Here is a 23,762-nt window from a genome sequence, read left to right as displayed (position 1 = left end):
TGATAAAAAACGATTCGATGCGCGTTGCGCGTGTCGTCGCGACTTCGCTCAGCGCATGCGAAACTCAGAAAGACGTGCGCAAGCCGGCCGTCACCACCCACGGATCGAAGCCCGGCGTCACCGTCGCATAATTCGGGTTCAGCAGTCCGAACCCCTGATTCGAATGGCTGTTGTTCGAGATCATCGAAGCATAGCCATACAGTTGCGTGCGCTTCGACAGGAAGTACACATAGCCCACGTCATAGGCCATCGCGCGCGCATTCGCGCTCTGGATGCGCCGCGAGACACCGAGTTCGATGTCGCCGTGGCCCGCCGGAATCTTCGCGTTGACGAGAAACGCGGACGCAAACCAGTTGGTCGAATCGGTGCGCTTCGAATAGACGTAGTTGGTGCCGATGAAGTTGCCGCCATAGCCATACGTTGCGGCAACGACCTGCGTCAGTTGCGACGACGGCGTCAGCGTGGTCGTGTTCGCGTAGTACTGGTAGCGATTGACCGCGTAGCCGAGCATCATGCCGAAGCGCTGGTACATCACGTTCATGCCGACGTTGCGGCCGTCGGCCGTTTGACCCGAAGCGTTCTGCGAGCCGAACGAATAACCGATTTCGCTCGACAGGCCGTAGTAGTTCGGCGTGCGGTAACGCACGGCGTTCGGATAGAAGCCGCCCGTGCCCGACTTGCCGAGCGTCGACGAGTGTTCCAGCGACATGATCGCGGCCGGGTTCGAAAGACCGTAGGTCGAGACGTCCGAAGCCAGAAACACCCAGTAAATCGGCAGATACATGTAGCCCGCGTCGACGCTGCCGTACTGCGTGCTCGACAACCCGACCGACGCGCCGCGATTGAACAGCGTCGAGCCGCCGGCCACACCCGTATACGTGCTGAAGCCGGTTTCGAGCTGGAAGTTCGCCCGGTAGCCGCCGCCCAAGTCTTCGCTGCCGCGAAAGCCGAAGCGCGAGGCCTGCAGGTTGCCGCTCGCGGCCATCGCCGTCGGGCTCACGTTGTCGTTGAATTTGCCGTACTGCAAGGCCGAATCGACGATCCCATACAGCGTCAGCGTCGATTGCGCCCACGCGGTGGAATGCCCCGCCGCAGCCAGCGCTGAGAACATTAATCCATTTCGCAGGCACGAGCGTACCCGCGCGCCCTTTTTCAGGCGCTTTTTCGTGTAAAGCATCAGAGATCTCCAGAGATGTTTATTTTTTACTTCGGGTCTGCTTACCTATTGAACGCACGGGAACCGCCGCTACCCTCCTATCCGACTACCGACACCTGAGCGAGTCCCGCGTCGACGACCAGGTTCTGTCCCGTGATCGCCATCGCCTGCGGGCTTGCGAGAAACAACGCAGCGTCCGCGACATGCTCGGGCACGACGCGATATTTCAGACACTGCAAATCGAGAAACTGCTGATCGGCGGCGGGATCGCGCCACAGCGCCGTCTGCCGTGGCGTGACGACGGCGCCCGGCAGCACCGCGTTGACGCGGATGCCGTGCTCGCCGAGCTCGCGTGCGAGCGTGCGCGTGATCCCCGAAATCGCCGCCTTCGAAGCCGTGTAGCCGATCAGGTTGGGACGCCCGCGCAGCCAGGAGATCGAGCCGAGATTGATGATCGAGCCGCCGCCCGCCTCGCGCATGCCGGGCGCCACGCGCTGCGTCGCGAACACGTGGTGCGTCAGATTGACGGCCAGCATCTCGTGCCACATCTCGACCGAGAGATCGTCGAGCGCATGGCGCGTATCGCGGCCCGCGTTGTTGACCAGCGTGCGGATCGTCCCGAGCTGGCGCGCCGCCACGTCGAGCACCGCGCGATAGGCGTCGATGTCGCGCACGTCGCAGCGCGCGAACCACGGTCGCAGGCGCTCGACCGCCGCGCTCGGCGCCGCGTTGCCGAGCCGCTCGCAGAGCGCATGGCCGGCTTCTTCGTCGAGATCGCAGAAGGCCACCTGCGCGCCCTGCTCCCAGAACGCTTCGACGAGGGCCGCGCCGATGCCCGACGCGCCGCCCGATATGAACGTCACCTGTCCGGCGAGCGCCGGATACAGCGGACGGTTTGAATTCATGCTTGTCTCCTGTTGCCGAATGGGGCGGCGAATGTGGCCGGAAGTGCCTGCAATGCGATCGACATGTGCGCCTCGAGCGCGTCGCCGGGCGCGAGCACATGCATCGGCGGCGCGTTGCCGTTCAGCGCGTTGTTCGCGTGGCTCACCGGCTCGAAGGCGAAAAACGGCTGCCCGGCCGGGCGAAACAGCACGGCACAGCGCAGCGTGTCGCCCGCTGCAATCGCGATCCGGTGATGCGGCGTGTCGATCGTCGCGGCACCGCTCCAGCCGGTAAAGCAGTTGTCGACGACGGTGTCGTCGAGCGCGCCGAACGCGGACGGCGACACGCTCGCGCACGGCAGATCGTCGGCGTCGGTCACCAGCATCGCGGCCCATCCGGTCGCGAGCGTGGTCGGCCCCGCCTCCGTATCGAGCGGAAAGAACGGATGCCAGCCCGCGCCGCACGGCGCGGCCTCGGCGCCGGTATTGACGATGCGCAGGCTCAGCCGCAGCACGTCGCCGTCGATCTCGATGCGCTGCCGCGCGTCGAATGCGAACGGCCAGTGTTCGTCGGGCGTGTGCACGAGCCGCATGTCGAGCGCGCTCGCCTCGCTCTCCGTCACTTGCCAGGGCTGCTGAAAACCGACGCCATGAATCGCGTGCTGGATTCCGGCCAGGTTATTCGTCAAGGTGTACTGCGTATCGCCGAAACGAAACGCGCCGAACGCGATGCGATTCGAAAACGGCACGAGCGGATAGCACGCGCTCTTGCGCACGTTGCGTGCCGAAAGCTCGGCGTCCGGCATCGGGCGCAGCACATCGCGGCCATGCCAGCGCGCATCGACGATCGCGCCGCCGAGCGAGGGCGCGATGCGCAGCTGCCATGCGTCGCTACGCAGCGCGAACAGTTCCGGAGTGCCTGGCATGGTTAGTACGGCCCGCCCGCGTTGACGCTGACCTGAACCTTGTCCAGCGCGGCGATGAAAGCGCCGGCCTGGCGCATCATCATGCCGAGGTCGGACGCGATCGCCACGTAGTCGTAGCCCATCGCGACGAACTCGCTGACCATCTCGGGCGTCGGTCCGACGATGCCGATCGGCATGCCGATCGCGTTCGCCCGGCGCGCGCAATCGGCCAGCGCGGCACGCACGTCCGCATCGGCCAGATTGCCGATCTTGCCCATCGCCGCCGACAGATCGCCGGGCCCGACGAACAGCGCGTCGACACCGGGCACGGCCGCGATCTCTTCGAGCCGCGTAATGGCCTCGGGTGTTTCGAGTTGCACGATGCAGGCGGTCGCTTCATTGGCGCGCTTGCCGAACTCGCTCCAGGTGCCATAGCGGCTCGCGCGATGCATCGCCGCGAAACCGCGCGTGCCGAGCGGCGGGAACTTGATCGAGGCGACGGCCGCGCGCGCCTCTTCGGGACTCTGCACATACGGGAACATCAGCGTGGCCGCGCCCATGTCGAGCGCCCGCTTCGCGAGGGTCGCGTCGTTGCGCGCGAGGCGCACGATCGACGCCGCGCCGCCGCATTCGACGGCTTGCAGCATATGCAGCACGTCGGTGAATTCGAGCGGCGCGTGCTCCATGTCGATCAGCAGCCAGTCGAAACCGGCGTGGCCGAGCGCCTCGGCGGTCGACGCCGCGCCGGACATCAGCCAGGTGCCGAGCGGATGCGCGCGCATCGTGCTGTCCGCGGTGCGCTTCAGCGCGTCGCGAAACGCGTTGCGCGACGGGTCCTGCTTGCTTCGGTTGCTCATCATGTGCGTCCTAGAAAATGGGTGGCTCGACGGGTTCTTCAAAGCCCGTCAGAAAGTCGAAGTCGCAGCCCTTGTCCGCTTGCGAAACATGCTCCACGTACAGGCGGATATAGCCGCGCTTGCGCGGCTTCGGCGGCGCGTGCCAGTCGGCGCGGCGACGCGCCAGTTCGTCGTCGGTCAGCAGCACGTCGAGGCGGCCGGCTGCCACGTCGAGTTCGATCGTGTCGCCGGTGCGGATCAGCGCGAGCGGGCCACCCGCCGCCGCTTCGGGCGCGACGTGCAGCACGCAGGTGCCGTAGTGGGTGCCGCTCATGCGCGCATCCGAGATGCGCACCATGTCGCGCACGCCGGCCGCGAGCAGCTTCTTCGGAATCGGCAGGTTGCCCCACTCGGGCATGCCGGGCGCGCCGACCGGGCCGCCGCCGCGCAGCACGAGCACGGTGTCCGCGTCGACGTCGAGTGCGGGGTCGTGAATCTTCGCGTTCATCTCGGCGATCGAATCGAACACGAGCGCGCGGCCGCGATGCTTCATCAGATGCGGGCTCGCCGAGCTCGGCTTGATGACCGCGCCGCTCGGCGCGAGATTGCCGCGCAGCACGCCGAGCGCACCGCGTTCGCTGACCGGATCGGTCAGCGGCCGGATCGCGTCCTCGCCCTGCGGACGCTGCCCGGCTTCGAAGCGCGCGAGGTTTTCGCCGAGCGTCGCGCCCGTGACGGTCATGCAGTCGAGCGACAGATGCGCCTTCACGACGCCCAGCAAGGCCGGGATGCCGCCCGCGTAATAGAAGTCTTCCATGAGCCGCTGGCCGGACGGAAACACGTCGGCCAGCACCGGAATGCGCTTGCCGACGCGCTCGATGTCGTCGAGCGTGAGCGGCACGTTGCCGCGTCCGGCGATCGCGATCGTGTGAATCGCCGCGTTCGTCGAACCGCCGAGCGCCATGTAGGTCACGATGCCGTTCTCGACCGACTCGTGCGTGAAGAAGCGGCTCGGCTTCAGGTCTTCCCAGACCATTCCGACGATGCGCTCGCCGCTCGCGGAGCACATCCGCGTATGCGAGGCGTCCATCGCCGGAATGCTCGTCGCGCCCGGCAGCGTGAAGCCCATCGCCTCGACGATCGAGGTCATCGTGCTGGCCGTGCCCATCGTGTTGCAGGTGCCGGGCGCGCGCGTCATGCGCGCTTCGAGCGAAATCCATTCGGGCTGCTCGATATTGCCGGCCACGTATTCGTCCCAGAACTTCTTCGTGTGCGTACCCGCGCCGACCACCTGGCCACGATGCCGGTCGCTGAGCATCGGGCCGGCCGGCACGAAGATGCACGGCAGGTCCGCCGACAGCGCGCCCATCATCAGGCCGGGCGTGGTCTTGTCGCAGCCGCCCATCAGCACCGCGCCGTCGATCGGCAGCGAGCGCAGCAATTCCTCGGTTTCCATCGCGAGAAAATTGCGGTAGATCATCGTGGTCGGCTTGACCATCACTTCGCCGAGCGACATCGCCGGCAGTTCGAACGGCATGCCGCCCGCCTGCAGAATGCCGCGCTTGACGGCTTCGGCGCGCTCGCGCAGATGCGCATGGCACGGCGACAGATCGCTCCACGTATTGATGATGCCGATCACCGGGCGCGACATGAATTCCTCGCGGCGCAACCCCATCTGCTGCAGGCGCTGACGATGCGCGAACGAACGCATGTCGTCGGGCGCGAGCCAGCGCTGGCTGCGCAATTCGCTGAGTTGTTTGAGTTTTCGTTGCACCATGTTCAAGCCGTGAGGTTGCCAGATTGATAAATAAGCGCCGCCGTCTTCGCGTGCGCCGCCGTGCCGGCGCCGGTGATAGCCGGCGCGACGAGACTGCCGCCCGCGATCGCCAGCAGCACGAAGACCACGCGCCGCACCGCGACCGGAGACCAGTTCGGCGGATACCGGCGCGCGAGCCAGGTGACGACCAGCACGACCGGCAGCGCCTCGAGGCTCAACGCCACCGAAGCCGCGTCGAAACGGTGCTGGGCCAGCACGATGATGAGCCGCAACACGGCGTTGATCGCGAACAGCAACACCAGCGTATCGCGCACGACGATGCGGTCGAGCGGCTGGCGATACAGATGAAACACCATCGGCGGACCGGCGCTCGCGAACACGCCGCCCATTACGCCCGAAATACCGCCGTAAAACACGAAGCTGGCGGTCGAGCCGAGCTGCGCGCGCGGCTTCGTCTGCACGACCAGCAGCACGCTGCACGCCAGAATCGCCACGCCGAGCGCGAAGCGCACCGCGCCGATCGCATTGTCCGACAGCCACGCCAGCAGGCACGCGCCGATCGCCACGCCGACGAGGCTGCTGCCATACGACGGCACCAGCAGGCTGCGCGGCAGGGCCGGTACGCGGCGCACCAGCATCGCGGCATTGGCCAGTATCATCATCGTGACGACATTTGCCGCGACCGGCAACGGCGCGAGATGGAACACCGCGACGAGGCCGAGCAGCACGAGCCCGAACGCGAAGCCGGTCAGGCTCTGCGTAAACGTCGCGGTCGCTACGCAGACCGCGAACAGCAGATGATGCAGAAACGCGCTCACTTCGCGTCCTTCCCGAGCGCCAGCAATTGCGCCTCGCGCGCGGCGCCGTGGCGCACGAAGACCGGCGGCTCGCCGAGCGGCGCGGCGACCTCGACATGCTGGCCGCCTTCGTAGCGCGTGCCGCTCCATAGATGCGTCCACGCATCGCCTTGCGGCAGGTAGACGCGCCATTGCGTGACGTCGGCCGCATGCACCGGCGCGACCAGCAGATCGCGGCCGTACAGGTAGTGGTCCTGGATCGCGTAGGTCGCACGATCCTGCTCGTAGTGCAGGAACAGCGGACGCTGCAGCGGCAGGCCGCGCGACGCCGCCTCGTCGACGAGTTCGCGCACGTACGGCTTCAGCGCGACGAACACGCGCGTCATGCGCGCGAAGTGCGCGAGCACCGCGTCGTTCTGCCAGAACTGGAAGTTCTCGTCGGGCCGGTTGCCTTCGTGCGTGCGCATCATCGGCGTGAAGGCCGCCATTTCCGCCCAGCGCTGGAACAGCTCCGGCGTGCGCGTATTGCCGAACAGGCTGGTGTAGCCGCCGATGTCGCTATGGTGATAGGCATTGCCGAGCAGCCCCGACGACAACGCGCCGCAGATTACGGTCTGCAAGCCGTCGTGGCGCGTGAAGTCGACCGACTGGTCGCCGGCCCACAGCAGCGGGCAATGCGCCTGCACGCCGGTATAGCCCGCGCGCATGAAGAACACCGCGTCGCCGGTGCGGCCCGCCGCCGCGATCGCGCGCGCGTTCGCCTCTGCCCACAGCGTGGGCCACGCGTTGTGCATCAGCTTCGCATCGACGCCGTTGGCGAGCGTCACGTCGATCGGCAGGTATTCGCCGAAATCCGCCATCCAGCCGTCGAGGCCCTGGTCGAGCATCTCGCCGCGAATCACCCGCTCTTCGAACCAGCGCGCCGCGGCCGGGTTCGTGAAATCGACCACGCCGCAATCGAACTCGCCGAAATCGACCAGATAGTCGCTGCCGTCGGCGCGCGTCGCCAGATAACCGGCGGCCTTCGCCTCGGCGTACAGCGTGCCGTCGTTGCACAGATACGGGTTGACGTAGCCGAGAAAGCGCACGCCGCGCGCGTTGAGCTGCTTCACCCATTCGGCGTGGCCGGGGTAGCGCGTTTCGTTCCAGCGCCAGTCCCAGAAGAGCCGCTTGCCGAACGAGGTCTGACGAATGCCGACCCAGTCCTCGCACCACAGGCCGCTCACGGCCAGGCCCGCCGCCACGCTTTGCTCCATGATCCGCTGCGCGTGGTCGCGGCCGTTCTTCAGGCCGAGAATCGCGCCGTCCATCACCCACGCGGGCAGCGCGGGCTGGCGGCCGAAGCGTTGCGAGACGCGCTCGACGAGCGTGGGGTAATCGTCGGCGAGGATGAACTCGAAGCGCTCGGGAATCGCCCAGAATTGCAGTTCGTGACGCTCGGCATGACGGAAATCGAAATCGGCATAGGCCGTCGTTTCCGCGTGCAGGCAGTACTTCTGCGACGACACGAAGGTCGGCTGCGGATAGTTGGTGTGGTAGTAATCGCCGCCCGCCTTCGCGGTCGTGTCGGCCTGCCACGTCAGATAGGTGTGCTTGTCGCGGCCCACGCCGGGCTCCGAGGTCCAGAGCGGGAAATGGCGGCCGCGCAGATCGAAATACGACATCTGCTCGCCGCAGCCCCACACGTGCTCGTCGTGCTGCGCGGGCACGCGCCACCACAGGCGGTTGATGCCGTCGCGCGCCGACAACTCAAGCTGCACGCCGTGCGCCGACTGGCTGGCGACGATCGTCAGTTCCGGCTTCGCCTGCGCGTCGCGGGCCAGCTCGATGCGCGCGCCGCCGTCCGGCAGCGGCGTGAGCCGCGCGTCGCGCAGCGCGACGCGCTCCTCGACGTAATCCTCGATGTCGAAGTTGCCGCGATACATGTCCATCCGCTCGACGCCGCATCCCACGAATACGGCCGGCGCATGCGGCGTGTGCTCGAACAGCGTGCGGCCCGCCACGCGCAATACCAGCTTGCCATCCGCTTCTGTCTGCCAGTTCATCGGTTTTTTCCTTGCCTGTTCTGTTCGTTGGGTCGATCCCGGTCCGTCAATGTCCGCCCGATTCGTTCGGCGAACTGTTCCATTCGAGGCGCCGCTCGTGAGCCAGCGTCCAGCGGCGGAACACCGCCATCAGCACGAGCGCGACAGCCCATGTCAGCGCGATAAAGACCTGGTACTGGACCGTGACGCCGCCGTGGCGCGCGACGCCGAGCGGCGACATGGTGAGATAGATGGTCACGAGCATCGCCATCAGGAACACGCTCATGGTGCTGGCGTGACGCCACGGCGTCATGTCGCCGGTGCGCCGCAGTTGCGGCTCGTAGGCCGTCGCGCGGCGGTGGCGCCGGCCGAGCACCAGCATCAGCGAGACTTCGAACACGAACAGGATGCCCATCACGTGCACGAAGTTGATGCCGAACTTCTTGTCGAGCTGGAACAGCAGGATGCCGAACGCGTAGATGAGCACGTGCAACAGCAGCACGATCTTCGCCGGGAACGCGCCGACCCGCTTGCTGAAGAAGCCCACCAGCACGACCGCGATGATCGGGATGTTGTAGAAGCCGGTGAAACGGCGCATCAGGATGTAGATGCCGTCCGGCGCGTACATCAGCAACGGTGCGATCAGCAGCGAAATGACGGCGATCGCCACGCTCGCGCTCTTGCCGACGCGAATCAGTTTCTCGTCGCTGGCATCGGGCTTCCATGCGCGATAGAAGTCGAAGGCGATCAGCGTCGCCGTGCTGTTGATGACCGCGTTGAAGTGGCTCATCACCGTGCCGAACAGCACCGCGACGAAGAAGCCTTTGGCCCACCACGGCAGCACGTCCGCCACCAGTTGCGGATAGGCGAGATCGGGACGGCTCAGCGGATGGCCCGCATACAGATGGAACGCGATGATGCCCGGCACCATCATGATGAGCGGCACGAGCAGCTTCATCATGCCCGACAGCAGCACGCCCTTCTGGCCTTCGGCGAGGTTCTTCGCCGCGAACGTGCGCTGCACGATCGACTGGTTCGTACACCAGTAGAACAGGTTGGCGAAGATCATGCCGGTAAACAGCGTGCCGAACGGCACCGAATCCTTCGGACCGCCGATCGCCGAGAGTTTCTCCGGCGCCTGGGTCGTGATGATGTGCACGCCGGAGAAGAAGTCGCCATGTCCGAGCGCGAGCAGGCCGAGCACCGGCACCATCAGGCCGCCGATCAGCAGGCCGATGCCGTTGATCGTGTCGGACACCGCCACCGCCCGCAAGCCGCCGAACACCGCATACATCGCGCCGATGATCCCCGACATCCAGACCAGGATCGTGATCGTGCTCGCGTACGACATGCCGAACAGCGCCTGCACGCCGAACACCTGGTTGAACGTGATCGCGCCGAGATACAGGCCGGCCGGGTTCACCACCAGCATGTAGCCGACCACGAAGAACGCGCTCACCACGCGCCGCGTGGTCGCGTCGTAGCGTTCCTCGAGAAACTGCGGCAGCGTCGAAAAGCCGCCGCGCAGGTAGCGCGGCAGGAAGAACATCGCCAGCGCCACGGTCGCGACGGCCGCCGTGCATTCCCAGGCCATCGCCGAGAGGTTGTTCGCGTAGGCGTCGCCGTTCAGGCCGACCATCTGCTCGACCGACAGATTGGTCAGCATCATCGAGCCGGCGATGAACCAGCCCGTCAGCCCGCCGCTCGCCATGAAATAGCCGCGCGCGCCGTGATCCTTCGCGCGACGCGTGAACAGGTACGACACGAAGCCGACCAGCGCGGTGAAAAACGCAAAGCTCAGTATGGTGAAAATCATTGTCTCCTCATCTCTCTCTGAGGCCGCCGGCGGACTTGTATTGAGGCTTTTCCGGCCGGCAACCCGCGCGCCACTTTTCGCAGCGCTGCGATTTTTGCACGAGACGTTCGTGCGAGATCATGCCGTTATGCCACCTGCATGCACAAGTACTTCATTTCCAGATACTCGTCGATGCCGTATTTCGAACCCTCGCGTCCGAGCCCCGACTGCTTGACGCCGCCGAACGGCGCTTCCGCTGTCGAGATCAGCCCCGTGTTGATGCCCACCATGCCGAATTCCAATGCTTCCGCGATGCGCCACACGCGCGCCATGTCGCGCGTGTAGAAATAGCTGGCGAGACCGAACTCCGTGTCGTTAGCGAGCGCAATCACGTCCTGTTCGTCGGTGAAGCGCATGACGGGCGCGACCGGGCCGAAAATCTCCTCGCGCGCGACGCGCATGCCGGGCGTGACGTTCGTCAGCACAGTCGGCGCGTAGTGGCGCGCGGTCGCGCCGTCGAATGCCAGCGGCTCGCCACCGCACAGCACCTGCGCGCCGTGCGCCTTGGCATCGGCGACCAGCTCGCCCACCTTGGCGAGCGCGCGATCGTCGATCAGCGGGCCGATCTGCGTCGACGCGGCACGGCCGTCGCCGCAACGCAGCTCGCGCACGCGCGCCGCGAGTTTGTCGACGAAGGCATCATAAATGCCGGCCTGCACGTAGAAGCGGTTCGCGCACACGCAGGTCTGCCCGGCATTGCGGTACTTCGAAATCAGCGCACCTTCGATGGCGGCGTCGAGATCGGCGTCGTCGAACACGATGAACGGCGCGTTGCCGCCCAACTCCAGCGACAGCTTCTGGATATGCCGCGCGCCCTGCTCCATCAGGCGCGCGCCGATGTCGGTCGAGCCCGTGAACGACAGCTTGCGCACGATCGGGTTGCCCGTCAGTTCCTCGGCGATCCGCTGCGCGTTGCCCGTCACGACGTTGAGCACGCCGGCCGGAATGCCCGCGCGCTCGGCCAGCACGGCCAGCGCGAGCGCCGACAGCGGCGTCTGCGAGGCGGGCTTGAGCACCATCGTGCAACCCGCCGCGAGCGCCGGCCCCGCCTTGCGGGTAATCATCGCCGCCGGGAAATTCCACGGCGTGATGGCCGCGCAAACGCCGACCGGCTGGCGAATCGTGACGAGCCGGCGGTCGTTCGACGGCGTGGCGATCACGTCGCCGTCGACCCGCCGCGCCTCCTCGGCGAACCATTCGATGAAGCTCGCGGCAAACGCGATCTCGCCCTTCGCCTCGGCCAGCGGCTTGCCCTGCTCGGCCGTCATCAGCAAGGCGAGGTCGTCCTGGTGGGCGAGCATCAGGTCGTGCCATTTGTGCAGCAGCACCGCGCGGGCTTTGGCCGTCAGCGCGCGCCACGACGGCAGCGCCGCCTGCGCCGCGGCGATCGCCTCGCGCGTTTCGGCGGCCGCCATCGACGGCACGCTGGCAATCAACTCGCCCGTCGCCGGGTCGGTGACGTCGAGCGTGCGGCCGTCGTGCGCCGCGCGCCATGCGCCGCCGATCAGGCATTGCGTGCGCAACAGGGAAAGGTCTTTCAGATCAGGCATGTCGGGTTCCGTCAATAAAAGATTCAAGCGGATGCGCGCCAGCGTGGCTCGGCCAGTCCGGGCACCTCGGTGCGCAATGCAAAGATGCCGCCTGCCAGCGGCTCGCGGTCGAGTTCGTCGGCGCCGCGCCCCGCGCGCGCCGACGTGATGTAGAGCGTGCGCAGATCGTCGCCGCCGAATGCGCACATGGTCGGGCAACGCGCCGGCAGCCGATGCACCGCATCGACCTGGCCGTCGGGCGTAAAGCGCACCACCCGCCCGCCTTCGTAGAACGCGCTCCAGTAGTAGCCTTCAGCGTCCACGGCGGCGCCATCGGGGCGGCCGCGGTCGTCCGGGGTCGGCTCGATGCGCGCCCACACTTCGCGCGTGCCGCATTGGCCCGTCGCGGCGTCGTACGCGCTGCGGTAAATCGTGAAGTTGGGCGTATCGGAGTGATACAGCCAGCGCTGGTCCGGGCTGAACGCAAGACCGTTCGACGTCAGGAGCCCCGCGCTCAGCGCGTCGAGCCGGCCGCTCCCGTAGCGATAGAGATGCGCGTTGCCGCCCGCCTTCGGCTCGTCGATCGTGCCGGCGAAAAAACGGCCCGCGGCATCGCAGCGGCCATCGTTGAAGCGGCTCGTGCACACGTCTTCGGGATTGGCGGCGAGGCGTTCGAGCGGCCGCGCGTTCTCGTCGAGCGTCCAGATGCCCGAGCGCAGGCCGGCGATGAAACCGCCCGCCTCGTTCAGCGCGAAGCAGCCGATGTGCTCCGGCACGGCCAGCGCTGTGTCGACGCCGGTGGCCGGATCGAAGCGATGCAGCGCCGGTTCGAGAATGTCGACCCAGTAGAGCACGCCGGCCCGCTCGTCCCAACGGGGGCATTCGCCCAGTTGGGCGCGGACATCGAGCACGCAGCGTAAATCGGATGAAGGCATGGGGGCACCGTGTTCCTTGTTCAGGCCGCGCGACTGAAATCGCAGCGCTGCGAAATAATAGCGCTATTAAATTTGCAAGTGTTACCAGGGTTAGTACGGCTTCAATAACCCGTTGCGCTGCGTCGAATGCCGTCGGGTCAATTACAATTGGGGTTTGCGCCCACCGCGGCGCGTGTTTTTTCGACCGTTTGCAGCCTATGCCACAGACAACAATCAAGGCACCGCGCACCCGGCGCAGCACCAACCGTGTCACGATGGAAGACGTCGCCGCTCGCGCGCGCGTCTCCGCCAGTTCCGTTTCGCTGTTTCTCCGCAATCCCGAGGCCGTTTCGTCGCGCATCGCACCGCGCATCAGCAAAGCCATCGAAGTGCTCGGCTACGTGCCGAATCTGCTGGCGGGCAGCCTCGCCGCCGCGCGCACGCGCGCGATCGGCGTGGTGGTGCCGTCGCTCGGCAACGCGTTCTTTTCGGCGACGGTCGGCCGCATGCAGAAGGAATTCGACCAGCACGGCTACCAGCTGCTGCTCGGCGCATCCGAATACGACCCCGGCCGCGAGGCGGACCTCGTGCGAACCTTCCTGTCGTGGTCGCCGACCGCACTGGTCGTGACCGGCTGCCGGCACGGCGACGAAACACGCGCGCTGCTGCGCACCGCGCGCCTGCCGGTCGCGGAGATGTGGGAACTGGGCGAACAGCCGTTCGATCTGCAAGTCGGGTTTTCCCATTACGAGGCCGGCGCCGCGATCGCGCAGCATATGCTCGACATCGGCGCGCGCCGCGCCGCCTTCATCGGCGCACGCATGACGAGCGACGTGCGCGCCCGGCAGCGCTGCGAAGGTTTCCGCATGGCGATGCTGAAGGCGGGCCTCGACGTGCGCGTCGAAGACATCCCGGGCGACGCCACGCCGCGCGCGGGCGCGCGCGCGTTGACGGCGGTGCTCGACGGCATGCCCGACGTCGATGCGCTCGCCTGCTCCAACGACGTGATCGCGCTCGGCGCGCTGTTCGAAGCGCAACGGCGCGGCATCCGGATTCCACAGCAACTGCGCGTCGCCGGTTTCGGCGATTTGCCGTTCAGCGAGGAATGCGTGCCGCCGCTCACGACGGTTCAGCCGCGCGCGGCCGAGATCGGCCGGCGTATCGCCGAGGAACTGATCGCGCGCGTGGAAGCGCCCGAAGACAACGACGAGCCGCGCATCGTCGATGTCGGCTTCGAACTGGTCGTGCGGGCCAGCACGCAAAGCCCGGCGGCGGATTAGCGGGTGTTGTGGGCTTGCGTTGCGGTGCCGCGGAAGCATCCTTCGAGGTCGGCTTTGGGCTCGCTTCTGAACTCTCTTCTGAGCCCGCATCAGAGCCCATAAGCGCTGGCGCCGCACGGCGAGTTTCGCGCGACGTCCGTCGTCCGGTCTCATGCAGCATGGCCGCCGCGACAGACGCCAACCCAAGCTCAACCGCATCAACGCACCCACGCGCAGCCATCGGCTTCGTCGCCGCGGCGGCGCGCGCGGCACTTACATCTGCGCGCCGATCATCCAGGGCACGAATTCCTCGTTACCCACGCCGAGCGCTTCGCTCTTGCTCTTACCGCCCGACGCGACCTCGACGATCATGCGGAAAATTTCCTCGCCCTTCTGCTCGACGCTCGCCGTGCCTTCCATGATCTCGCCGCAATTGATGTCCATGTCGTCGACCATGCGCTTGTACATCGTCGAATTGGTCGCGACCTTGATCGACGGCGCCGGCTTCGCACCGAAGCACGAACCGCGGCCCGTCGTGAACACCACGAGATTCGCACCACTGGCGATCTGGCCGGTCGCGCCCATCGGGTCGTAGCCCGGTGCATCCATGAACACGAGACCATGCGTATCGACCGGCTCGGCGTAGCGATACACGCCCATCAGCGGCGAGGACCCGCTCTTCGCCACCGCGCCCAGCGACTTTTCCAGAATCGTCGTGAGACCGCCGGCCTTGTTGCCCGGCGTCGGGTTGTTGTCGATGCTGCCCTTCTCGCGCTCCGCGTAGGACTCCCACCAGTGAATGCGCTCGACGATCTTCTCGCCCACTTCCTTGCTGATCGCGCGGCGCGTGAGCAGGTGCTCGGCGCCGTAAATCTCGGGCGTTTCCGTCAGAATCGCCGTGCCGCCGTGCCGCACGAGCAGGTCGACGGCCGCGCCCAGTGCCGGATTGGCGGTAATGCCCGAATAGCCGTCCGAGCCGCCGCATTGCAGCGCGATATTGATGTGCGAAACCGGCAGCGGCTCGCGCACGGCCTCGTTGGCCACCGGCAGCATCTTCTCGACGGCGGCGATCGCGGCATCCACGGTCTTTTGCGTGCCGCCTTGCTCCTGCATCACGAGCGGCACGAGCAGCGGGCCCGGCTCGACACCTTCGGCTATGAACATCGCGCCCATCTGGTTCGCCTCGCAGCCGAGGCCGATGATGACTACGCCCGCGAAGTTCGGATGCTTGACATAGCCGCCGATGGTGCGGCGCAATTGCTGGATGCCCTCGCCGTGGTGGTCGATACAGCAGCCGAAGCTATGCGTGAGCGGGACCACGCCGTCGACGTTCGGATAGGCCTTCAAGGCGTCGGGCGTGGAGAAATGTTGCGCGACGAGCTTGGTGACCGTCGCCGAGCAGTTCACCGTGCTGATGACGCCAATGTAATTGCGCGTCGCGACGCGTCCGTCCGCGCGCCGGATGCCCTGGAACGTGAGCGGCTCCGGCGCGGGCACGACGGCCTTGACGTCCTCGCCGAACGCATAGTCGCGCGCGAACTCGCCCATCGACATGTTGTGCACGTGCACATGGTCGCCGCGGTGAATCGCCTGGGTGGCGAAACCGATGATCTGACCATAGCGCCGTACCGGCGCGCCCTGCGCCACCTCGCGGCAGGCGATCTTGTGAGCGGGCGGAACGTCGGCAGCGACGACGAGGTTGTCGAAATCCGCGAGCGTCGTGCCCGCGGCAATCGCGCCGCGGGTAATCAGAACGTCGTCGTTATCGTGCAGTTTGATTACCAATGAAGTTTGGCTCATCATGGCCTCCTGTATGTGGGTAGCTCCGCCAAGGGGCGTCGAACCTGCGTCGCGGGCGCTTGCCGGATTGGCTTGCATCATGCGGCCGGTCGAACGCCACGGCAAATTGGTCAGGCCACTTTTCGGCCGGGTCCGCGTGAGCGGTTGCATGAGGGGCTACATGAAAGGCTGCATGAGAGTTGGAAATGGACAGTCATTCGAAAAGCGTGAGCGTGATCGCTCAAACGGTCAGACGAATCGAGACCGACATCAAGGCAGGCTGCTGGCAGGAGAACGAACGCCTCCCGTCCGAGCGGGCGCTGGCCGAGACGCTCGGCGTATCGCGCGCGACCGTGCGTGAGGCAATCGCGCGACTGGCGAGCAAGGGGCTTGTCGAAACGCGGCGCGGCAGCGGCGTGTATTTGCTCGGCAGCAGACCGGCCAGGCTCGTCGCGCCGTGGCTGCAATTGATTGCCGATACGCAGCCGCTACGCGAGGAGATGTTCGAGTTTCGGCTGGTCTTCGAGTGCGCGGCGGTGCGCTTTGCGGCACAGCGTGCATCGCGCCGCGATCATGAGCGGCTGGAGAGCATTCTCGCGAAAATGCGCGACGCGGTCGCGCGGGCCGACGTCGATTCGGAAGCCGCGACCGACGTCGAGTTTCATGCGGCGCTGACGGCCGCATGCCGCAACCGGCTCATCGAGCAGTTTTATGCCAGCGCCGTGACGGTGTTGCGCGAGCACATCTCGAGCAACACCTATGACGCGACGCTCAACAATAAGAATGCCGTCTCACAGGCCCGCGCCCGATTGCGCCAGCATGAATCGATCTACTTCGCCGTGCGCGACGGCGATCCCGATGCAGCGCAAGGTGCGATGCTCAAGCACATTCACTATGTCGAGAAGCAGTTCTCCATGTAGGCGCGGCACCAGGCACCGTCGTACTGAATGCTGCGGCAATTCCGGAGATCAGCCAAGGTCAGATAAGGGGCCGGGCCTATATATAGTAAGGCCGGCCCCTCGACGCGCATCGCGCCCAGCTCAGAACTTGTGCCGTAGCGCAAGCCGCACGAACAACTGATGGTTCGACGACGATTCGCCGAGCGAATCGATGTTCGCCCTGGCCTGGCCGCCGAGCGAATTCGTGCCGCTGGCGATCTGATAGATGCCCTCGAAGTAGATATCGGTTCGCTTCGAGAGCGTATCGTTCACGAGGAAGCCGAACTGGTTGAAGTGCTGGTTGCCCAGATCGCCGACAACCGAATTGCCTTTCGTATAGCTATACACGAGGCCGAGGAACCAGGCCGGATTGAACTGCACTTTGCCGTTGACTTCGATGGTGTTGAAGACCGCCGAGGCGCCGTTCAGGTTGCCGATGTTCCCGTATCGCACGTTCGAGTAGTTCGCGCCGATGGCGAAGCGGTCGAACGTATAAGCCGCGCCCGCGACGATATCCTGCCAGGAGCCGGCCGGATGGGCGCCCGCCAGGTAGCCCGAGTTCAGCGGCGAATACGCGCCGGTGGTGGCCGGCGGCGCCGCATTCGCGTTGCTGTTCAACGGCGCCCCGACATTCGACGGGTTCTTGACGAATTCGTACGCGGCACCCGCGACAAGCGCGTTGCGCGAATACAGCACGCCGAAGGTGTAGGCGCTGCTCTGCGAGAAGTCACCCGCGACACCGCCGAGCGTGCCCGTGGCATTCAGCGTGAAGCCGGCGAGATTCGGGCTCGTGTATTTGATCGTGTTGTTGAAACGGTACGAGCGAATCATGTTGTCGATATCGCCGGGATGCCCCGCGCTCGTGCCCCACGCGGTCTGCGGACCGAAGGCCGCCGACATGTCCGAGACGCTGTCGTATTGCCGGCCCAGTGTGATCGTACCGAGACGATCCTGCGTAATGCCGACGAAAGCCTGACGGCCGAACATCGTGCCGCCCTGCGCGAGCGCACCGTTGTTGAGGTTCATGCCGGATTCCAGCGTGAAGATCGCTTTCCAGCCTCCGCCGAGATCTTCGGCGCCCTTCACGCCCCATCTCGATCCCCACGGACCGCTTACCGAATCGAGACCGATCTGGCTGCCCCCGACGGTTTTACCGTTGACGACCTGCTTGACGTTGTTGAGGTACTGCACCCCTTCGTCGATGACCCCGTATAGCGTGACGCTGCTTTGTGCGAACGCCGTGGTGGAAAGACCGGCCAAACCGATAGCGAGAAGCTGTCGTTTCATTTTTTTAGACCCTTGTTGTTTAGCTTGCCAATATTTAAGTTCTACAAATCAATACGCCAACGCGTTCCCTGCTGCGGGAATGATCTGGCGTATGGAGCCACACACACCATCGGAACCACACCGTCCGGCCTTGGCGCTCACGCCTCGGGAACGCAGTCGAGACGCTCCCGTGCGGCAAGGCCGGAGAACTCGATGAACCTTGTCGGGCAAATCCCCGGCAGCCGGTCAGATGTCGCGAAACGTTCCACCAATGGACAAATGTTTGTTATGTGGAATATCTTAGCGTCGTCGAGAAAAAGTTCAAAAACAAATTCCGTTGGGGTTTACATGTAAAGCCGCAACACGCGCCACTATGCTTGGCTCAGCGTTTTTTCCGCAATTTCGTTCTACTTTTTCTTCTCGCGCCGTTCTCGTTGCGGGTTTCCCCTGATGCGGAAAACAAGGCTTTTTTTATTCCATCACGCTACGATTGTGCCACCTGAAAAATAGCGTTTCATTCACGGAACAAACAGGAACCCAATAGAGCGCGTTCAACGACGCCCTCCGCCGCGCGAGCGGCGGCCCATGGAGTAACGCATGACCCCCGAATTGACGGGCACCGCATCCGACACGCAGGAAGATCGCAGCGACACGAACTATCGCGTACCCGCTCTCGAACGGGGCCTGCGCATCCTCACCGAATTCTCGCTGCGCGAGCCCGTACTGGGCGTGTCCGAATTGTCGAAGCGGCTCGGCATTCCTCGCACGACGGTATTCCGGCTGCTGCAAACGCTCGAAGCCCACGGGTTCGTCGAGCGCACCGATACGGATCGCAATTGCCGGCCTGGCGTCGCGGCGCTGCGTCTCGGTCTCGAGTATCTGGGTTCGCTCGAACTGACCGGACTCGGCCAGCCGCTTATCGACCAGTTGCGTGACGACACCGGTTTTACCGCGCATATCCTGGTTCGCGACGAGCGAGACGTGGTGTTCGTCGCGAAAGCGCAAAGCCATGCCGCACCGTTCAGTTCGGTGAGGGTCAGCATCGGCACGCGCTTGCCCGCCCATGCGTCGACGCATGGTCACGTGCTGCTCGGCGATCTGAATGCCGACGAACTGCACGCGCTCTACCCCGAACGCACGCTCAAGCGCTATACGCAACACACACCGGCAACCGTCGATGCCCTGCATGCCCTGGTACTCGCCAACGCGCGGCGCGGCTTCGCCATCGGCCAGTCGAGCTTCGAGAGCGGCATCTCGGTGGTGACGGCGCCGGTGCGCGACCATACCGGGCGCATCGCGGCCGTCGTCACGACGACGATTCTGAGTCCGCAACTCGCCCCCGCTTTATTCGAGTCGAATCTCGTCGACAAGGTGCGCTTTACAGCCGATCAGCTGACGCAGCGACTCAACGGCGGCCGCGTGCCGGGGAGCCGTGGTGCGGGTTCATCGGCTCGTCACGACTTCGTCAGGACACACGAATGACGACGATTCCGCAGTATCGGGCGACGTCATGACGTCGAGGCGAACGAAATCGCAAAAGCATTTGCGACAGGTTTTTTTAGCGCAGTAGAATCGGGCGTAGATCGAATTAGAAACAACGTTTCATAGACGAAACGCCAATACCCATATCAAAGAGGTGACCGATGAGAAGTAGACGTGTGTTCAAACCGTACTCCGCTGGCCGTGGCATTGCGCGCGTCGCCGTCATGGTCGGCAGCATTCTCGCCAGCACGCTCGCGCATGCCGATCCGGCCTCGCTGCGCGTCGGCATCGGCGGCGCGGGCGAGGAACAGCTCTGGCTGCTGCATGCGAAGCCGACCGTCGCCCCGGGACAGGGCAAGGATTACACGCTCGACATCACGCGCTTTGCCGGCAACGACAAACGCTTCCAGGCCTTCGAGGCCGGCGCGCTCGACTTCATCACGACGAGTGCGAACGCGGCGCTGCTGGCCGCTTCCGAAGGCGCGAAATTCAAGGTCATCGCCTCGCTGTCCCGCGAAAGCGCGAACGGTTTCCAGACCACCTACCTCGTGAGCGACAGCTCGCCGATCAAGAGCATCAAGGATCTGAAGGGCAAGAAGATCGGCATCGATGCGCTCAATAGCTCGACGCACCTGTGGGCCAAACTGGTACTGGAAAAGAACGGCATCGATCCGAATCGCGACGTGACCTTCGTGCCGGTCAGCTTCCCCGCGCAGGGCCAGGCGCTGCGCTCGGGCATGATCGACGTCGGCGTCTTCCCGCAGCCGTTTGCCAGCTCGGAAGAAACGCACGGCGGCGTGCGGCCGCTGTTCACGTCGCGCGACGCGGTGCCGTTCGATCAGGAGCTGATGCTCGTGATCGCCTCGCCGGACGTGCTGAAGAACCAGCCGGCCGCCGTGCATGCATTCCTGAAGGACCTCAAAACCGCGACGCGCTTTTACGACGATCACACCAAGGACGCCCGTCAGGCCCTGATCGACGCTCACGACGTGCGCGTCACGCCGGCGGTGTATCTGTCGATGTCGGACTACTATCGCGACCCGACCGATCGCGTCGACGTGCAGACCCTCGCGAAAATGCAGGACATCCTCATCAAGAACGGCATTCAGCGCAAGCCGGTGGATGTGAATCAGCTCGTCGACATGTCGTGGCTACCGAAGGAATAAGTGCAATGCCGATTCTCGAAGCACGCGGTGTGCGCAAAGTCTTTGCGACACCGAAAGGTCCCGTTGCCACGCTGGACGGGTTCAATCTCGCGGTCGAGGAAGGCGAATTCCTCGCGATTCTCGGCCCTTCGGGCTGCGGCAAGAGCACGTTCCTGCACATGGCGGGCGGCTTCGATCAGCTCTCCGGCGGCGAGATACTCGTCGACGGCAAGCCGATCGATCGCCCGGGCCGCGATCGCGGCATGATGTTTCAGGGCTACTCGCTCTTTCCGTGGGCCACCGTCGCCGAGAACATCGCATGGCCGATGCGCATCGGCGGCGTACCCGAGCAGACGCGCGCGGCCCGGGTCGGCGAGTTGCTGACGATGATCGGCCTGCCGGAAGGCGGCGGCATGTATCCGGCGCAATTGAGCGGCGGCATGAAGCAGCGCGTCGCGCTCGCCCGCATGCTCGCGCTCGAACCGCGCATCATGCTGATGGACGAGCCGTTCGGCGCACTCGATGCGCAAAACCGCGAGCTGCTGCAGGAAGAACTCGGCAACATCTGGGCGAAGCATCGCCGCACCGTGCTGTTCGTCACGCACGACATCGACGAGGCCGTGACACTCGCCACGCGCGTCGTCGTGTTCTCCACGCGGCCCGCGCGCATCAAGCTCGATCTGCAGGTGGACCGCGAAGGTCTCGACTTCGTGTCGTTCCGCAAATCGCAGCGCTTCTTCGAGTTGCGCACGACGTTGTGGGAAGCATTGCGCGAAGAGGTCATCAAGGCACGCGAAGTGGAGCGGGTCGCATGAGCGCCGTTCTCGATGTGCCAGCACCGCCGCGCCGCGGCGGATGGCGGCGCCTGCCCTACATGGCCGGCCGCGCCGCGGTGCCGATCGTGGTGCTGGCGCTGTGGCAGTGGTTCGGTGCGAGCGGCAAGCTGCCGCCCTATCTGTCGTTTCCGAGCGACATCGTCAGCGCGACGCGCGAGCTGGCCGGCGAAGGCGAGCTGTGGACCTACCTGCGCGACAGCCTGTTGCGGCTGATCGGCGGTTTCGCCATCGGCTCGGCGATCGGCGCGGCCCTCGGGCTGGTGGCGGGCCTGTCGAAGCCGGTCGGCGAATTTGCCGATCCGCTCGTCGCGTTCGTCTATCCCGTGCCGAAGATCGCTTTTCTGCCGATCATGCTGCTTATTTTCGGCCTCACGAGCGCGACGCAGACGGCGATCGTCGCCTTGAGCGTGTCGTTTCCGGTGTTTCTCGCCGCGCAGCATGCGGTCCAGCAAATGGACAAGCATCTGGTATGGGTCGCGCGCAACTTCGAGACGCCGTTCCCGACGCTGCTGTTGCGTGTCGTATTGCCCGCGACGCTGCCGGGCATTTTCGCGGGCCTGCGCGTGGCGCTCGCGCTGTCGTTCGTGTCGCTGTTCGCGGCTGAACTGATCGGCGCGAAAACGGGTTTGAGTCTGCTGATTACGGAAGGCCAGGACTGGGTGCGCTACGACATCATGCTGACCGGCGTGGTCGCTTACGGGCTGCTCGGCTTCGTCGCCGATCGCCTGCTCATGGCGGTGCGCAAACGCGCGTTGCGCGGCGTGCTGCTCGGCACCGAGGAGGCTCAGCGATGATCGCACTCAAACGTATGTGGTCCGGCACACGCGCCTGGTACTCCGTGCCGCTGATGCTGCTGCTCTGGCAATGCGTCGCGCTGTCCGGCCTCATTTCGGCGCGCGTGCTGCCGCCGCTCGGCGCGGTGTTCGCGGCCTTCATCAACGACACGATGTCCGGCAATCTGCCCTATCACGTGCTGGTGACCACGGGCCGCACCTTCGCCGGCTTCGTGATCGGCTCGGTGGCCGGGGTGCTGGTCGGCTTCGGGCTCGCCCGCGTGCGCTGGTTCGAATACCTGTTCGAGCCGGTGTTCTTCGCGGGCTATCCGGTGCCGAAGATCGCGCTGTTTCCGATCTTCACGTTCCTGTTCGGCATCGGCACGCCGTCGAAAATTGCCTTTGCCGCGCTCGAATGCCTCTACCCGGTCGTGGTCGCAACGCATCTGGCGAGCCGCGCGACGGGGCGCGAAATCGTCTGGGCCGGCCAGAACATGGGCATGACCCGCGGCACGCTGCTGCGCCACGTCCTGATTCCGGCGGCGCTGCCCGGCATTCTGAACGGTCTGCGCATTGCGCTGCCGATCGGCATGACGGTCGTGATCGTGACCGAAATGATCGGCGACACGCACGGTCTCGGCTTCTATATCGCGAACTCGGGGGCCACGTTCCGCTACGACAAACTGTATGCGGGCATGCTCGCGATCGGCCTCGTCGGTCTCGTACTCGACCGTGCGCTGGTTTTCATTTCGCGCCGCCTCTCGCATGGCATGCGCTGAATACGCTTTGCGCGTGACCCTTCTTATTCGCGGACCTTATCCGCTGGCGTATCGATTGACGAGACATACATGATGGACATGAACGAAAATCTCAAACGCGCACTCGACCGGCTCGCACTCGGTTGCCGCATTCTGGAACTGGAAGGCCACGGCGACATGTCGCTGGGACATCTGTCGCTGCGCGATCCGCAAGGTCGCGGCTTCTGGCTCAAACGTAATCGCATCGGCCTCGAAGAAGTACGCGGCGCCGAGGATTTCGTGCTGGTCGACTTCGAAGGCAAGCAGATCGCCGGCAGCGGTGGACGCCATTCGGAGTGGCCGATCCACAGCGAAATTTTTCTCCAGCGTCCGGACGTGCTGGTCGTGGCGCATACGCATCCGCGCCACGCCTCGATCCTGTCCGGCTGTCTCGAACGCTTCACGCCTTATACGCTCGACGCCGACTACTTCGGCGAATTGCCGGTCATGCGCGAAACGGCCGCCTTGATCGTCAAGCCGGAAGAAGGCAAGGCGCTTGCCGAAGCAATGGGCAGCCACGACGTGGTGATGATGGCCAACCATGGCGTGACGTTCTGCGGGCGCTCGATCGAGCACGCGATCTGTGTCGGCGTGTTCCTCGAACGCGCGGCGCGGATCGAGATGCTCGCGCGCTCGGCGGGGCTGCCGCAGACGGCACTCGCCCCCGAGGCACGCGCCAAACGGATGGCACAAATCATGACACCCGTGCATTGGGAGCACTCTTTCGAGTACTTCGCGCGGCGGGCCGAAGCGCAAGGATAAGACCGGCGCTTCGCCGGCGCTGCTCGTATCGAATGAACAAGGGGCGAT

The 23,762-nt window shown here is 65.2% G+C and carries 20 protein-coding genes; 8 read left to right on the top strand and 12 right to left on the bottom strand.

The window, feature by feature from the left end:
- Window positions 1–64: 64 nt before the first annotated feature.
- The 10 genes from F3J19_RS12165 to F3J19_RS12120 all read right to left on the bottom strand — a co-directional run bounded on the left by F3J19_RS12165 (window position 65) and on the right by F3J19_RS12120 (window position 12,698).
- Window positions 65–1,111: a porin gene (locus tag F3J19_RS12165; RefSeq protein WP_167041379.1), complete on the bottom strand. Its 1,047-nt coding sequence runs from the start codon at window positions 1,109–1,111 to the stop codon at window positions 65–67.
- A gap of 143 nt (window positions 1,112–1,254) precedes the next feature.
- Entirely contained in the window at window positions 1,255–2,061 is an 807-nt protein-coding gene (locus F3J19_RS12160; RefSeq protein ID WP_167041376.1) for an SDR family oxidoreductase, read from the bottom strand.
- Entirely contained in the window at window positions 2,058–2,966 is a 909-nt protein-coding gene (locus F3J19_RS12155) for an aldose 1-epimerase (RefSeq protein WP_167041373.1), read from the bottom strand. Before F3J19_RS12155 ends, F3J19_RS12160 begins: the two co-directional genes overlap by 4 nt.
- 2 nt (window positions 2,967–2,968) lie before the next feature.
- Window positions 2,969–3,805: an aldolase/citrate lyase family protein gene (locus F3J19_RS12150; protein ID WP_240158900.1), complete on the bottom strand. Its 837-nt coding sequence runs from the start codon at window positions 3,803–3,805 to the stop codon at window positions 2,969–2,971.
- A 7-nt stretch (window positions 3,806–3,812) separates the two neighbouring features.
- Window positions 3,813–5,558 carry an L-arabinonate dehydratase gene (araD, locus tag F3J19_RS12145; RefSeq protein WP_205192793.1) on the bottom strand — a complete coding sequence of 582 codons (1,746 nt, stop codon included), beginning with the start codon at window positions 5,556–5,558 and terminating at the stop codon, window positions 3,813–3,815.
- Between the two features lie 2 nt (window positions 5,559–5,560).
- A complete protein-coding gene (locus F3J19_RS12140; protein ID WP_345889889.1) occupies window positions 5,561–6,376 on the bottom strand; it encodes a TSUP family transporter in 816 nt (271 codons plus the stop codon).
- Window positions 6,373–8,451 carry an alpha-glucosidase gene (locus F3J19_RS32605; RefSeq protein ID WP_345891031.1) on the bottom strand — a complete coding sequence of 693 codons (2,079 nt, stop codon included), beginning with the start codon at window positions 8,449–8,451 and terminating at the stop codon, window positions 6,373–6,375. Before F3J19_RS32605 ends, F3J19_RS12140 begins: the two co-directional genes overlap by 4 nt.
- Window positions 8,447–10,195 carry a solute:sodium symporter family transporter gene (locus F3J19_RS12130; RefSeq protein WP_167041364.1) on the bottom strand — a complete coding sequence of 583 codons (1,749 nt, stop codon included), beginning with the start codon at window positions 10,193–10,195 and terminating at the stop codon, window positions 8,447–8,449. Before F3J19_RS12130 ends, F3J19_RS32605 begins: the two co-directional genes overlap by 5 nt.
- Before the next feature lie 125 nt (window positions 10,196–10,320).
- Window positions 10,321–11,784: an NAD-dependent succinate-semialdehyde dehydrogenase gene (locus F3J19_RS12125; RefSeq protein ID WP_167041361.1), complete on the bottom strand. Its 1,464-nt coding sequence runs from the start codon at window positions 11,782–11,784 to the stop codon at window positions 10,321–10,323.
- A gap of 23 nt (window positions 11,785–11,807) precedes the next feature.
- On the bottom strand, window positions 11,808–12,698 hold the full coding sequence (locus F3J19_RS12120; protein ID WP_167041358.1) for an SMP-30/gluconolactonase/LRE family protein: 891 nt from the start codon (window positions 12,696–12,698) through the stop codon (window positions 11,808–11,810).
- Window positions 12,699–12,895: 197 nt separating this feature from the next.
- Between F3J19_RS12120 and F3J19_RS12115 the strand changes: the two genes are divergently transcribed.
- Complete coding sequence (locus F3J19_RS12115; protein WP_167041355.1) at window positions 12,896–13,957, top strand: LacI family DNA-binding transcriptional regulator; 1,062 nt, start codon at window positions 12,896–12,898, stop codon at window positions 13,955–13,957.
- Between the two features lie 252 nt (window positions 13,958–14,209).
- Here the strand turns inward: F3J19_RS12115 and F3J19_RS12110 are convergent, their stop codons facing one another.
- A complete protein-coding gene (locus tag F3J19_RS12110) occupies window positions 14,210–15,736 on the bottom strand; it encodes an altronate dehydratase family protein (protein ID WP_167041969.1) in 1,527 nt (508 codons plus the stop codon).
- Window positions 15,737–15,921: 185 nt separating this feature from the next.
- On the opposite strand from F3J19_RS12110, the gene F3J19_RS12105 reads away from it, so the two are divergent.
- Window positions 15,922–16,635 (top strand): FadR/GntR family transcriptional regulator, encoded by a 714-nt coding sequence (locus tag F3J19_RS12105; RefSeq protein WP_167041352.1) that lies wholly within the window; start codon window positions 15,922–15,924, stop codon window positions 16,633–16,635.
- Between the two features lie 120 nt (window positions 16,636–16,755).
- Here F3J19_RS12105 and F3J19_RS12100 read toward each other — a convergent pair whose 3' ends face one another.
- Window positions 16,756–17,940 carry a porin gene (locus tag F3J19_RS12100; protein WP_167041349.1) on the bottom strand — a complete coding sequence of 395 codons (1,185 nt, stop codon included), beginning with the start codon at window positions 17,938–17,940 and terminating at the stop codon, window positions 16,756–16,758.
- A 576-nt stretch (window positions 17,941–18,516) separates the two neighbouring features.
- Here F3J19_RS12100 and F3J19_RS12095 point away from each other — a divergent pair.
- From F3J19_RS12095 to F3J19_RS12070, 6 genes are all read left to right on the top strand, one after another.
- Window positions 18,517–19,401, top strand: a complete 885-nt coding sequence (locus F3J19_RS12095; protein WP_167041346.1) for an IclR family transcriptional regulator — start codon at window positions 18,517–18,519, stop codon at window positions 19,399–19,401.
- 161 nt (window positions 19,402–19,562) lie between these two features.
- Window positions 19,563–20,567, top strand: a complete 1,005-nt coding sequence (locus tag F3J19_RS12090) for an ABC transporter substrate-binding protein (protein WP_167041343.1) — start codon at window positions 19,563–19,565, stop codon at window positions 20,565–20,567.
- 5 nt (window positions 20,568–20,572) lie between these two features.
- Entirely contained in the window at window positions 20,573–21,361 is a 789-nt protein-coding gene (locus tag F3J19_RS12085) for an ABC transporter ATP-binding protein (protein ID WP_167041340.1), read from the top strand.
- Entirely contained in the window at window positions 21,358–22,176 is an 819-nt protein-coding gene (locus F3J19_RS12080; protein WP_167041337.1) for an ABC transporter permease, read from the top strand. Before F3J19_RS12085 ends, F3J19_RS12080 begins: the two co-directional genes overlap by 4 nt.
- Window positions 22,173–22,934 carry an ABC transporter permease gene (locus F3J19_RS12075; protein ID WP_167041334.1) on the top strand — a complete coding sequence of 254 codons (762 nt, stop codon included), beginning with the start codon at window positions 22,173–22,175 and terminating at the stop codon, window positions 22,932–22,934. The genes F3J19_RS12080 and F3J19_RS12075 overlap by 4 nt, the downstream gene beginning before the upstream one ends.
- A 69-nt stretch (window positions 22,935–23,003) precedes the next feature.
- Window positions 23,004–23,714 carry a class II aldolase/adducin family protein gene (locus F3J19_RS12070; protein ID WP_167041331.1) on the top strand — a complete coding sequence of 237 codons (711 nt, stop codon included), beginning with the start codon at window positions 23,004–23,006 and terminating at the stop codon, window positions 23,712–23,714.
- The last annotated feature ends 48 nt before the right edge of the window (window positions 23,715–23,762 follow it).

This window comes from Burkholderia sp. Ax-1724 (assembly GCF_011752995.1).
Lineage (GTDB): Bacteria > Pseudomonadota > Gammaproteobacteria > Burkholderiales > Burkholderiaceae > Paraburkholderia.
Note: the sequence above shows the minus strand (reverse complement) of the source record. Positions and strands in the feature narration are given on the sequence as shown.

What these genes read in the sequence shown, in the direction of transcription:
- F3J19_RS12160 (WP_167041376.1), bottom strand. Translation starts at nt 2,061, where the DNA reads ATGAATTCAAACCGTCCGCTGTATCCGGCGCTCGCCGGACAGGTGACG.
- F3J19_RS12165 (WP_167041379.1), bottom strand. Translation starts at nt 1,111, where the DNA reads ATGTTCTCAGCGCTGGCTGCGGCGGGGCATTCCACCGCGTGGGCGCAA.
- F3J19_RS12085 (WP_167041340.1), top strand. Translation starts at nt 20,573, where the DNA reads ATGCCGATTCTCGAAGCACGCGGTGTGCGCAAAGTCTTTGCGACACCG.
- F3J19_RS12100 (WP_167041349.1), bottom strand. Translation starts at nt 17,940, where the DNA reads ATGAAACGACAGCTTCTCGCTATCGGTTTGGCCGGTCTTTCCACCACG.
- araD (WP_205192793.1), bottom strand. Translation starts at nt 5,558, where the DNA reads ATGGTGCAACGAAAACTCAAACAACTCAGCGAATTGCGCAGCCAGCGC.
- F3J19_RS12115 (WP_167041355.1), top strand. Translation starts at nt 12,896, where the DNA reads ATGCCACAGACAACAATCAAGGCACCGCGCACCCGGCGCAGCACCAAC.
- F3J19_RS12110 (WP_167041969.1), bottom strand. Translation starts at nt 15,736, where the DNA reads ATGAGCCAAACTTCATTGGTAATCAAACTGCACGATAACGACGACGTT.
- F3J19_RS12120 (WP_167041358.1), bottom strand. Translation starts at nt 12,698, where the DNA reads ATGCCTTCATCCGATTTACGCTGCGTGCTCGATGTCCGCGCCCAACTG.
- F3J19_RS12075 (WP_167041334.1), top strand. Translation starts at nt 22,173, where the DNA reads ATGATCGCACTCAAACGTATGTGGTCCGGCACACGCGCCTGGTACTCC.
- F3J19_RS12070 (WP_167041331.1), top strand. Translation starts at nt 23,004, where the DNA reads ATGATGGACATGAACGAAAATCTCAAACGCGCACTCGACCGGCTCGCA.
- F3J19_RS12155 (WP_167041373.1), bottom strand. Translation starts at nt 2,966, where the DNA reads ATGCCAGGCACTCCGGAACTGTTCGCGCTGCGTAGCGACGCATGGCAG.
- F3J19_RS12095 (WP_167041346.1), top strand. Translation starts at nt 18,517, where the DNA reads ATGACCCCCGAATTGACGGGCACCGCATCCGACACGCAGGAAGATCGC.
- F3J19_RS12150 (WP_240158900.1), bottom strand. Translation starts at nt 3,805, where the DNA reads ATGATGAGCAACCGAAGCAAGCAGGACCCGTCGCGCAACGCGTTTCGC.
- F3J19_RS12090 (WP_167041343.1), top strand. Translation starts at nt 19,563, where the DNA reads ATGAGAAGTAGACGTGTGTTCAAACCGTACTCCGCTGGCCGTGGCATT.
- F3J19_RS12125 (WP_167041361.1), bottom strand. Translation starts at nt 11,784, where the DNA reads ATGCCTGATCTGAAAGACCTTTCCCTGTTGCGCACGCAATGCCTGATC.
- F3J19_RS12080 (WP_167041337.1), top strand. Translation starts at nt 21,358, where the DNA reads ATGAGCGCCGTTCTCGATGTGCCAGCACCGCCGCGCCGCGGCGGATGG.
- F3J19_RS12130 (WP_167041364.1), bottom strand. Translation starts at nt 10,195, where the DNA reads ATGATTTTCACCATACTGAGCTTTGCGTTTTTCACCGCGCTGGTCGGC.
- F3J19_RS12105 (WP_167041352.1), top strand. Translation starts at nt 15,922, where the DNA reads ATGGACAGTCATTCGAAAAGCGTGAGCGTGATCGCTCAAACGGTCAGA.